General features: G+C 63.5%; 12 protein-coding genes and 1 tRNA gene (1 of these 13 cut by a window edge). 2 read left to right on the forward strand and 11 right to left on the reverse strand.

Going from position 1 to position 10,912, the window contains the following annotated elements; all coding sequences use genetic code 11:
* Nucleotides 1–222 precede the first annotated feature (222 nt).
* The 5 genes from ACIPHN_RS15650 to ACIPHN_RS15670 all read right to left on the reverse strand — a co-directional run bounded on the left by ACIPHN_RS15650 (nucleotide 223) and on the right by ACIPHN_RS15670 (nucleotide 4,688).
* Nucleotides 223–1,116, reverse strand: a complete 894-nt coding sequence (locus ACIPHN_RS15650; RefSeq protein ID WP_400437612.1) for a diguanylate cyclase — start codon at nucleotides 1,114–1,116, stop codon at nucleotides 223–225.
* A 65-nt stretch (nucleotides 1,117–1,181) separates the two neighbouring features.
* Complete coding sequence (locus ACIPHN_RS15655) at nucleotides 1,182–1,805, reverse strand: chemotaxis protein CheX (RefSeq protein ID WP_400437614.1); 624 nt, start codon at nucleotides 1,803–1,805, stop codon at nucleotides 1,182–1,184.
* Entirely contained in the window at nucleotides 1,802–2,179 is a 378-nt protein-coding gene (locus ACIPHN_RS15660) for a response regulator (RefSeq protein WP_400437616.1), read from the reverse strand. The genes ACIPHN_RS15655 and ACIPHN_RS15660 overlap by 4 nt, the downstream gene beginning before the upstream one ends.
* A 203-nt stretch (nucleotides 2,180–2,382) precedes the next feature.
* A complete protein-coding gene (locus ACIPHN_RS15665) occupies nucleotides 2,383–2,598 on the reverse strand; it encodes a YbdD/YjiX family protein (RefSeq protein ID WP_400437618.1) in 216 nt (71 codons plus the stop codon).
* Between the two features lie 20 nt (nucleotides 2,599–2,618).
* Nucleotides 2,619–4,688 carry a carbon starvation CstA family protein gene (locus ACIPHN_RS15670; protein ID WP_400437619.1) on the reverse strand — a complete coding sequence of 690 codons (2,070 nt, stop codon included), beginning with the start codon at nucleotides 4,686–4,688 and terminating at the stop codon, nucleotides 2,619–2,621.
* Between the two features lie 251 nt (nucleotides 4,689–4,939).
* On the opposite strand from ACIPHN_RS15670, the gene ACIPHN_RS15675 reads away from it, so the two are divergent.
* Nucleotides 4,940–6,349: a cache domain-containing protein gene (locus ACIPHN_RS15675; protein ID WP_400437621.1), complete on the forward strand. Its 1,410-nt coding sequence runs from the start codon at nucleotides 4,940–4,942 to the stop codon at nucleotides 6,347–6,349.
* Nucleotides 6,342–6,995, forward strand: a complete 654-nt coding sequence (locus ACIPHN_RS15680) for a response regulator (protein ID WP_400437623.1) — start codon at nucleotides 6,342–6,344, stop codon at nucleotides 6,993–6,995. Before ACIPHN_RS15675 ends, ACIPHN_RS15680 begins: the two co-directional genes overlap by 8 nt.
* Nucleotides 6,996–7,016: 21 nt before the next feature.
* On the opposite strand, the gene ACIPHN_RS15685 is transcribed toward ACIPHN_RS15680, so the two are convergent.
* Entirely contained in the window at nucleotides 7,017–7,616 is a 600-nt protein-coding gene (locus tag ACIPHN_RS15685; RefSeq protein WP_400437624.1) for a histidine phosphatase family protein, read from the reverse strand.
* Nucleotides 7,617–7,619: 3 nt separating this feature from the next.
* Nucleotides 7,620–8,414, reverse strand: a complete 795-nt coding sequence (locus ACIPHN_RS15690; protein ID WP_400437626.1) for an adenosylcobinamide-GDP ribazoletransferase — start codon at nucleotides 8,412–8,414, stop codon at nucleotides 7,620–7,622.
* A gap of 19 nt (nucleotides 8,415–8,433) precedes the next feature.
* Nucleotides 8,434–9,468, reverse strand: a complete 1,035-nt coding sequence (gene cobT / locus ACIPHN_RS15695) for a nicotinate-nucleotide--dimethylbenzimidazole phosphoribosyltransferase (protein ID WP_400437627.1) — start codon at nucleotides 9,466–9,468, stop codon at nucleotides 8,434–8,436.
* A 153-nt stretch (nucleotides 9,469–9,621) separates the two neighbouring features.
* Entirely contained in the window at nucleotides 9,622–10,599 is a 978-nt protein-coding gene (locus ACIPHN_RS15700) for a chemotaxis protein (protein ID WP_400437629.1), read from the reverse strand.
* An 80-nt stretch (nucleotides 10,600–10,679) separates the two neighbouring features.
* A partial coding sequence (locus tag ACIPHN_RS15705; RefSeq protein WP_400437631.1) for a hypothetical protein occupies nucleotides 10,680–10,912 on the reverse strand: 233 nt, incomplete at its 5' end.
* Nucleotides 10,883–10,912, reverse strand: a tRNA-Gly gene (locus ACIPHN_RS15710); it runs 146 nt beyond the window's last position. The genes ACIPHN_RS15705 and ACIPHN_RS15710, both read right to left, overlap by 30 nt.

The raw sequence follows: 10,912 nt of genomic DNA on the forward strand, positions 1-10,912 counted from the left end.
TATTGTCAGCTTGTCGTCAGCTTCAACGGAGCGGCATTATACGCATTTTGACGCTTGCCCGGGCTCCCCGGCACAGGCTCACGCCGGAGTTATCCACAAAAGCTGTGAACAAGTCTGTTGATAAGCAATAGTCAGGATTCTGACAAGCATGGTAGGCAAGGGTTTCCAATAAATTGCCCTAGTTTTGGACAAATCTGAAGGAATTGGCAGAAATGGGGCCGCTCAGTCGATGGCCACCACCTTGTTGCGCCCGCCCAGCTTGGCGCGATAGAGGGCGGCATCGGCAGCGGCCATCAGTTGGCGGCCGTCCTCCTCGGTGATGGATTGGCGCGTGCAGACGCCCACGCTGATGCTGACCTCGCGCCCGGCCAGCGATTTGGCATGCGGCTCGGCCAGCTTGTGCACGCTTTCGCGCAGCAGTTCACCGACATCGGCGGCCTCCGCTGGCTCCAGGCCGCTCATGAGCATGATGAATTCTTCACCGCCATAGCGCGCCAGGATATCGGTGGGGGTCTTGAGCTGGCTACGCAGTGCCTCGGCCACACGCTTGAGCACGCGATCGCCGTCGCCGTGTCCATAGTGGTCGTTGTATTGCTTGAAGTAATCGATGTCGACCATGAACAGCGACAGGCTGCTGCCCTCGCGGCCCGCCAGTTGCAATGCCAGCGCAAAGTTCTCGTCGAAGAAGCGGCGGTTGTTCACGCCGGTAAGGCCATCGGTCACGACCTGGCGCTTGAGCACCTCGGAGCGGGACAGCAGCATCTTTTCCCGCTTTACCGAATTGCTGGCATCGGTGACCTGGATCATGCAGCAACGGCTGCCATCGGGATTGTCGATCGGTGTCATCACCACCGATTGCGCCATCCGCACCGGCGCCTCGCCGGGCGGGGTGGCGGCTTCTCCATACAGCGGCAAGGGCGAGCGATGCAACGCGCTGGAGAGCATGGCCGGCAAGCCATAGGTGATGGTATTGCTCAAGGCGCGCAGCAGACCCGGCGCCAGTTGCGGATTGAACAACGCGATGAAATTGGCCTGCAGCGCATCCTGCGCAGACACACGGCTGTGACGGGCCATCCACTGGTTCCAGAGCAGGATGTTGAAGTCCTGGTCAAGCATGATCAATCCGACATTCAGATTGTCATAGACATCTTCAACGCGAAAGCGATCTGGAACGAAACTGCTCATGTCAATTGCATCTTGCTCAGGTAACGCTGGAGATGGGCCACCAGTCCGTTCAGGGAAGTCGAACTGAGCAGGAAGATCAGATGGCCGTCGGTCTGGTGCTTTTCGATCACCAGGTCGATGTGCAGCACCAGCACATAGGTGTTGTCGGTTTCGCCAGTGGCCAGACGGGTCGAGATCTCGGCCGGCGACGACACCACGTAGTTGGGCAGGGAACTGTTGAGCGTGATGTCGAGCATGTCCGCCATGGCCGACAGGCAGGCATTGAGGATGATGTTGCCCAGCTCGCACATGGCCTCACGCTCGAACTCGGCCAGTTCATCCAGGCTCATCTGCGAACCCATCATGTCGCGCACGATCTCCAGGGCCCGCTCCTCGGTGAAGAGCAGCACTGCCTCGGCGTCGAAGGGGCCATCGAACTTCTGGCTGACCGTGGCAAAGCGCCCCGGCGCCCTGGGCAAGATGTGCTCGTCGACGTCCCGGGTGCGCAAGACTTCCACTGCCGGGACCGACAGCCTGACCTCGTCGCCGACGATTTCGGACAGGCTCAGGGCAGCCCGACCGGCACCGACGTTGAAGATCTCGGTCAGCGCATCACGTTCCATTTCGGAAAGAATGCTCACGCGTCCCCCTTGAAATGCTGCAGCGCCTGGCCGATCGATTTTTCGGTGACCGGCTTGGCCACGAACACCGCCCCCAGCTGATGGGCACGCGACTGCACGGTTTCCTGGATATTGGCCGAGAAGATGGCAATACGCACCGCCGGATGGGATTGCAGGATGCGCGCAGCCGCATCGGTACCCAGCATGCCAGGCATGTTGATATCCATGGTGCAGTAATCCGGCACCGATTTTTCCACCAGACCGATGGCTTCCTCGCCGGTGCCCGCCTCCATCACCTTCCAGTCGGGATGCGCGGCCAGCACGTGGGCCTTGATCACCATTCTCGATACCTTGCTGTCGTCAACGATCAAGATCGTCTTGCCAGAGTCGTTCATCGCCATCTCGATGTTCCCCAAAACTGAGTATTGCTGACAAATTGTCAGAAGCACAATAATGATAATTCAAAAATATCACGCACCATATGAGGAAATTCCTGATGAGGAGCGATCTCCCGGGCAATGGGACATAAAAAAAGAGACCCGCAGGTCTCTTTTGGTTTTGGTCTTGGCCTTGCTCTTGCTCAACAGGGCCTGCGGCATCAGCAGCAGCGCCCTACCCGGCCCTTGCCGCCATAGCGTGCCTCCTGCCTTTCGCGGAAGAATTCTTCATAGCTCATCACGCAATGCTCAGGATGGGCCTGCTTCATGTGGGCGACATAGGTGTCATATTCCGGCATGCCGACCATCAGGTTCAGCGTGCGGCCGACCTGGCGCCGCCAGGCCAGCAGTTGCGCCAGGGCGCCAGGTTTGTGCATGACAGGTTCTCCCGTGGATGTCACTGTTGGACCAGCGTCGCCGCCGGCAGGGATTCATAGGGCGCTTCCTTGACGCTGGGCTGGTGGCCGGCGCGGGCCTTCAATACGGTACGGATGCCAAATACCAGCACACTGATCACCACCAGCATGAACATGGCCGCCAGGCCGGCATCCACGTAGTCGTTGAAGATCACCTGGCGCATCTGTTCGATCGACTTGGCCGGCGCCAGCAGCTTGCCTTCATCGAGCGCCGCCTGGTACTTCTGGGCGTGGGCCAGGAAACCGACACGCGGATTGGCATCGAACACCTTCTGCCAACCGGCGGTGAGCGTGCAAGCCAGCAGCCAGACGGTAGGCGCCACCGTAACCCAGGCGAAGCGATCGCGCTTCATCTTGAACAGTACGCAGGTCGCCAGGATCAGGGCGATGCCGGCCAGCATCTGGTTGGAGATGCCGAACAGCGGCCACAGCGTGTTGATGCCCCCCAGCGGATCGACCACGCCCTGGTACAGGAAGTAGCCCCAGCCGGTCACGCACAGGCCGGTGGCGGTCAGGCTGGCGGCCCAGGAATCGGTGCGTTTCATCGGCGGAATGAAGGCGCCCAGCAGGTCTTGCAGCATGAAGCGACCAGCCCGGGTACCGGCATCGACGGCGGTCAGGATGAAGAGCGCCTCGAACAGGATGGCGAAGTGGTACCAGAAGGCCATCATCGCCTCGCCGGTCACGCCGGAGAGGATCTGGGCCATGCCCACGGCCAGCGTCGGTGCGCCACCGGCACGCGAGATGATGGTGTGTTCACCCACGGCCTGGGCCGTATGGGTCAGCATCTCGGGCGTGATGTGGAAGCCCCATTGCGAGATCACCTGCGCCACGTTCTCGGGCGAGGTGCCGATCAGCGCGGCCGGGCTGTTCATGGCGAAGTAGATGCCGGGCTCGATGCAGGAGGCGGCAATCAGGGCCATGATGGCCACGAAGGATTCCATCAGCATGGCGCCGTAGCCGATGAAGCGGGCATGCTTTTCATTCTCCAGCAGCTTGGGCGTGGTGCCCGAGGAAATCAGCGCGTGGAAGCCCGACACCGCGCCGCAGGCGATGGTGATGAACAGGAAGGGGAACAGCGAGCCCGACCAGACCGGACCGCTGCCGTCGATGAAGCGGGTGACGGCGTGCATCTTCAGGTGCGGCGCGATGAAGACGATGCCCAGGGCCAGCGCCAGGATGGTGCCGATCTTCAGGAAGGTCGACAGGTAGTCGCGCGGGGCCAGCAGCAGCCACACCGGCAGCACCGAGGCGACGAAGCCGTAGCCGATCAGCATCCAGGTCAGCTGCTTGCCGTTGAAGGTAAACATCTGTCCCAGCACCGCATGTTCCTGCACAGTCTGGCCGCCGACGATGGCCAGCATCAGCAGCACGAAGCCGATCCACGATACCTCGCCGATGCGACCCGGGCGGATGTAGCGCGAATACACGCCCATGAAGAGCGCGATGGGAATGGTGGCGGCCACGGTGAAGGTTCCCCAGGGCGACTCCGCCAGGGCCTTGACCACGATCAGCGCCAGCACGGCCAGGATGATGACCATGATCATGAAGGCGCCGAACAGCGCAATCACGCCCGGCACCTGACCCAGCTCGGACTTGATCAGGTCGCCCAGCGAGCGGCCGTCACGCCGGGTGGAGATGAACAGCACCATGAAATCCTGCACCGCGCCGGCAAACACCACGCCGGCCAGGATCCACAGCATGCCCGGCAGGTAGCCCATCTGCGCGGCCAGCACCGGGCCCACCAGGGGACCGGCGCCAGCGATGGCGGCGAAGTGGTGGCCGAACAGCACGTACTTGTTGGTCGGCACGTAGTCCAGGCCATCGTTGAACTTGTAGGCCGGCGTCATGCGCGCGCCATCCAGGCCCAGCACACGCTCGGCGATGAACTTGCTGTAGAAGCGGTAGGCGATCAGGTAGACGCACACCGAGGCGACCACCAGCCATACTGCATTGATCGATTCGCCGCGCTGCAACGCGACGTAGGCGCAGGCGCTGGCGCCGGCGATGGCCAGCGCGAGCCAGCCCAGCCTGGAAATGATCCGGTTCATTGTTCTCCTCCCTCGCGGGGTCCTTGTAGGTAATGGGAATATTGTTGTTGGAGTCGCTGCATGGCGCGGGGCCTGCACGCGATGCCCGCCAGTATCGGCAGCCCCCGCCCGGGCCACAAGCGCAGCACTACGCAGAGCCGCTACGTAGAACTACCGAGTTCCGCCCGCTTCTCTTGCCAGCCGGAAAAGCCCTGCTGGCGCGGCATGCAGAATTTCGACGACGGCCGGGGGGCTTTGGGTAGAATCGCGGCATGAAGCTGCGCCAGAAAATCATCTTCCTCGCCATCGTCCCGCTCTGCCTGGCCTTCACGGCCATCGCGCTGGTGCTGCGCTACCAGGCGGTGGAACTGGCGCGCCAGCAGCGCGCCGCCATCGAGGCCGCCTACCTGGCCAGCAAGAACACCGAGTTGCGCCACTACGTGGACCTGGCGCAGCACGCGCTGAGCCATCTCTATGACACCGGTCGCAGCGACGACGCCATCAAGGAGGAGGCGCGTCGCATCCTCGCCGATCTGGAGTTCGGCGACGATGGCTATTTCTTCGTCTATGACGAACAGGGCCGCAGCATCATGCACCCGCGCCAACCCGAGCTGGTCGGTAGCGAGATGTGGAACTGGCGCGATGCCTCCGGCAGCCTCACCATCCAGCACCTGATCGAACGTGCGCACGAGGGCGGCGGCTACGAGCGCTACCTGTGGCGCAAACCCTCCAGCAAGACGGTCGCGCCCAAGCTGGGCTACGTGATCGGCTTGCCGCGCTGGGGCTGGGTGATCGGCACCGGCATCTACCTGGACGATGTGGAGGCGGCGCTGGGCCAGGTCGATCGCCAGAACTCCGGCTACCTGCACCAGACCATGCTGCTCATCGCCGTCATCGCCCTGGCCAGTGCCCTGATCGTGGGACTGGCCGGCCTGCTGCTGAACCTGAGCGAGCATCGCGTGGCCGACGCCAAGCTGCGTCAGCTGGCGCAGCGCGTGGTGCGCTCGCAGGAGGAGGAGCGCGCCCGTCTCTCACGCGACCTGCACGACGGCATCAGCCAGTGGCTGGTATCGATCAAGCTGCAGATCGAGGCCGCACTGGTGCGCCTGAGCGGCACGCCCGAGCAGGCCGCCAGCGCGCGTAGCGGTTTCGAGAAGACCGCTGCCCAGATCAATGGCGTGCTGGCCGAGGTCAGGCGCATCTCGCACGACCTGCGCCCGGCCATCCTGGATGATCTCGGCTTGGCCGCCGCCCTGGAGCATCTTTGCGGCGAATGGCGTGATGCGACCGATGCCGCCGATGATGGCAAAGGCATCCAGATCGTCTTCGAGAATGACGGGGATGGCGACGATGGCGCCGCCCTGCCCGATGTGGTCAATACCGTACTCTTCCGCGTGGCCCAGGAGGCACTGACCAATATCGCCCGCCACGCCGGCGCCAGCCAGATCAAGGTGCGCCTCTATGGCGGACGCAGCCTGCTCATGCTGCAGGTGCAGGACAACGGCTGCGGCTTCGACCTGGAGCAGGTGGACGATCATTCGCGCCACGGTATCGGCCTGCGCAACATGCGCGAGCGCATGGAAGCCGTGGGCGGCGAACTGGACATCGATTCCTCCCCGGCCGGCACCCGCATCAGCGCCATCATTCCCCGTCCATCCCTGTTTGCCCATCCCCATGCCTGATCACCTGCCCGCCCCTTCCGCTGCCACCCGTGTCATGCTCATCGACGACCATCCGCTGGTACGCGACGGCCTGCGCGCCCGCCTGGAGACCGTACCAGGCCTGGCCGTGGTGGCCGAGGCCGGCAATGCCGACGAGGCGCTGGCTGCGGCCGCCGCGCAGGAGATCGACCTGACCCTGATGGATATCAACATGCGCGGCGTCAATGGCATTGAGCTGACGGCGATCTTCCATGCGCGTCATCCGGAGATCGCGGTGCTGATCCTGAGCATGCATGACAAGGCGGAATACGTGATGCAATCGATACAGGCCGGCGCACGCGGCTATGTGCTCAAGGACGCGCCCAGCCAGGACATCGTGCAGGCCATCGAGACGGTCAGGTCGGGCGGGATCTACTACAGCGCCGCGCTGGCGCGCCAGCTCACACAATCCCTGCCCCAGCGCGAGCTGCTCACGCAGCGTGAGCGCGAAGTGCTCAAGCACATCGCCAACGGCGAATCCAACAAGCAGATCGCCCGAGAGCTGGACCTGAGCGTGCGCACCGTGGAAACCCATCGCCTCAACATCAAGCGCAAGCTCAACATCGATGGCCAGGCCGAGCTGATCAAGTTCGCGGTCGAGTCGCGCACACCGGGCGGACAGCCCTGACGCTTCCGCTGTGACGTACCCTCAGGCAGTCGCTACATCCAGCCTGATCACTTCGCCATAGGAAATCGCCGTCCTCGTGGCGGCGGCCTGCAGGGCGATGGCTTCCAGGGCGGCCGCATCGGGATGGGCCGGCCCAACCTGCCCGCTCTGCCAGGCAGCACAGGCCAGGAACATGCGGATCGTGCCGGCATGGCAGATGACGATAAGCTGCTCCGCCTGCCTGCGCTGCAGGTCGGCAAAGACCTCCCACATGCGCCGTGCCACGGTCAGCAGGCATTCGCCGCCCCCCGGGGCGTAGTGCAGCAGGTCCTGGTTCCAGGCCTCGACTTCGCTCCAGGCAATATCGTCCCAGGCGCGCCGCTCCCAGGTACCGAAATCCATTTCCCGCAGGCCGGCCTGCAGCACTACGGCCTCCTGCCCCAGCGCCTTGGCCAAGGCCTGCGCCAGTTGAGCACAACGCTGCAATGGGCTGCTGACGATGGCCACGCCGCGCGGCAACTGTGGCAGCAGGCGTTCGCAGCAGGATTGCAGCACCTCTGGCGCAACCGCAATGTCACTGGCGCCATAGCAATGGCGCTTGTCGAGCATGGGCTGGGGATGGCGGATCAGGAGCAATTGCATGGTTCAGCCCGCCAGCCATGCCGGGAGGGTGACCAGGGCGCCGAGATAGAAGGCCGTCTCGCTCAGTTGCTGTACCGCGCCCAGGCAGTCGCCGGTATAGCCGCCCAGGCGACGCACGAAGCGACGCGCCAGCCAGGATGCCGCCACGACCGCCAGCAGCACGCCCATGGCAATGCGCTGCCAGGACATCAGGCCGACATAGACCGTCACGATGATTGGCAACACGGCCCACAGGCCCGCCAGCAGGAATTCACCGGTGCGCATGTGCTGAGCCAGCGGCTTGGCCTTGCCCTCCTCGCGCACGTAGTCGAGACGCCAGATCAGGCAGGTCGCCAGCCAGCGCGACAGCGGATGTGCAATCCCCAGCGCCGCCAGCACCTGCAGGGGCAGCAAGGCATGCAGTGCCGCCAGCTTGGTCGCCAGCAGCAGGCCGATACCGACGACGCCATAGCTGCCCAGGCGTGAGTCGCGCATGATCTCCAGCGCCCGCTCGCGGCTGACACTGCCGCCCAGGCCGTCGCAGACATCGGCAAAACCGTCTTCATGGAAGGCCCCGGTGAGCCAGATGCCGGCGGCCGTCGACAGCAGCACGGCCAGCGCCGGCGGCCAGAATTGCACGGCCAGCAGGTACACCAGTGCGCTCACCCAGGCCACGATCCAGCCCACCAGCGGGAAATAGCGGGTGCAGCGCTGCAGCCACTCGGGCTGGAAACCCACCCAGCCGGGAATCGGCAGGCGCGTGAAGAATTGCAGCGCAATGAAGAACAGCCGCAGCTGGTACCAGGCTGGCGGCTTCATGCTGTGCCCGGAGACGGGTTCAGCCATTTTTTTCGCTGACGCTGGCCGAGGAGAAGGTCGCCATCTGCGCCAGGAAATTCACTGCCGCACGCAACAGCGGCAAGGCCAGGGCAGCACCGGTCCCCTCGCCCAGACGCAGGTCGAGCTGCATCAGCGGGCGGGCCTTGAGGTAATCCAGCATGCGGCGATGGCCGGCCTCGTCCGAGCAATGCGAGAAGACGCAATAGTCGAGCACCGCCGGTTGCATGGCCGCAGCCACCAGCAGCGCCGAGGTGACGATGAAGCCATCCACCAGCAGCACCAGGCGCTTTTGCGCGCCGCGCAGCATGGCGCCGGCCATGAAGGCGATCTCGAAGCCACCCAGTGCGGCCAGCCGGTCCAGCGGCGTCGCTGCCGCGGCATGCAATCGCAGGGCACGGCTGACTGCATCGGCCTTGCGCGCCACTCCCTGCGCATCCAGGCCGGTGCCGGCGCCCACGCAATCCTGCACCGCGATGCCGGTCAGCGCCGCCATCAGGGCTGCTGCCGCCGTGGTATTGCCGATGCCCATCTCGCCAAAGCCCAGGACATCAGCCTGCAGCGTATCGACGAAACGCATGCCGGCCTCCATGGCTGCCTCGCATTGTTCGCGCTGCATGGCCGGTCCGGCACAGAAATTGGCGGTGCTGGGGCCGATCTTGCAGTCCAGCAAGCCGTCCCGCTGACCAAAGTCGTGATTGACGCCCGTATCGACGATATGCAGCGCGCAATCGTTCTGGCGGGCAAAGACATTGATGGCTGCGCCGCCGGCGAGGAAGTTCTCCACCATCTGCCAGGTCACGCTTTGCGGATAGGCCGACACCCCCTCCTGCGTCACGCCATGGTCGCCCGCGCAGACCACGATGGCAGGACGGGCGATGACGGGCTGGTCGGTCCCCTGGATCAGGCCGATCTGGCGCGCCAGACGCTCCAGCGCCCCCAGGCTGCCCAGGGGCTTGGTCTTGTCGTTGATACGGTGGTCCAGGCGGGCCGCCAGTTCGGCGTCGTGGAGGGGGGCGATGACGGGAATCTGCATGGCTAGGTGTTCGGCGCCGCCAGCTGCGGCAGGATGAAGGGAGCGCCAGTATACGAGATCGGCGCCCTGCGGGGCCATCGCCAGGCCTGCGCTCCATGGAAAAAGGAGCCTCGCGGCTCCTTTTCGATCAACTCTGGAGGATCCGAAAATCCTTCAAGGCCTGGTGGCGGCAGACTTGTCCAGTACGCTATAGATGGTCGCGGCCAGTTCATTGGCCTCGAACTTGGAGACGTAGGCGTCACCGCCTACGGTCTTGACGTGATCCTCGTTGGCCGAGCCGGACAGGGAGGAGTGAATGATCACCGGAATGCTCTTGAGGAAATCCTCGCGCTTGATGTTGCGGGTCAGCGTGAAGCCATCCATCTCCGGCATTTCCAGATCGGTCAGCACGAAGGAAATCTTGTCGGAGATCGGCCGCCCCTCGGTACGGGCTTCCTTGGCCAGCTTTTGCACCTTTTCCCAGGCTTCCTTGCCGGTGACATGCATCTCGAAGGGAATCTCCATGGCCCGCAAGCCCTGCTCGATCAGCGAACGCGCCACCTTGGAATCGTCGGCCGCAATGGCCACCGCGCCCGGGCGGATGCCATGGCTGCTGCTCTTTTCCAGGCTTTCCATCTTCAGGTTGCGGTCGCTGGGCATGATCTCGTGCAGGATCTGCTCCACGTCCAGCACCTGGGCCAGGCGGCTGGTGTCCTTGTCGTTGTCCAGACGCGCAATGCTGGTGACGAAGGCGCCGCCGGTACTGGCTTCGGCCGACAGGACCTGGCTCCATTCCAGGCGCACGATCTCATCCACCGACTCCACCGCGAAAGCCTGGGTGCTGCGGGCGTATTCGGTCACCAGCAGGATGTTCAGCCCGGTCTTGGGTACGCAACCGACCACGGCCGGCAAATCGATCACCGAAATGATCTGGCCACGGATGTTGACCATGCCCAACATGGGCGACTGGGTGCCGGCCGCCTTGGTGACCGGCGGCATGGGCACGATTTCACGAATCTTGAACACGTTGATGCCGAACAACTCGGAGCGCTCACCGTGGGGATCGGCCCCCAGGCGGAACAGCAGCAGTTCAAACTTGTTGGATGATGTGAGATTGGTTCTTTCGTCAATCTCTTTCTGGAAACTATCCATGGCCCCTCTCCCCATTTCGTATCGATATGACCCTTCAAGGCCGGTTCTAGAAATGTAGAGGGGAAATACGCCGGAGGCAATCAGGCAATCGCTGGAATTCGATTTTTTTGATTTTTCTGTGTTCGCAGGCGGCCGAACTTGACGATGAGCTGACAGCTGGACGGGAATCGAAAATCGGGAAAAGACAATACGGCAGGATGCCGGGATGCGCACATGGCGTCCGGCCAGCGGACAGCGGTGGCAGAAATGAAAAGAGGAAGCCCGAAGGCTTCCTCTTTCAATTTGGAGCGGGAGAAGAGTCTCGAACTCTCGA

The sequence above is a fragment of the Herbaspirillum sp. NPDC087042 genome (assembly GCF_044745245.1).
Classification (GTDB): Bacteria; Pseudomonadota; Gammaproteobacteria; order Burkholderiales; family Burkholderiaceae_D; genus Herbaspirillum.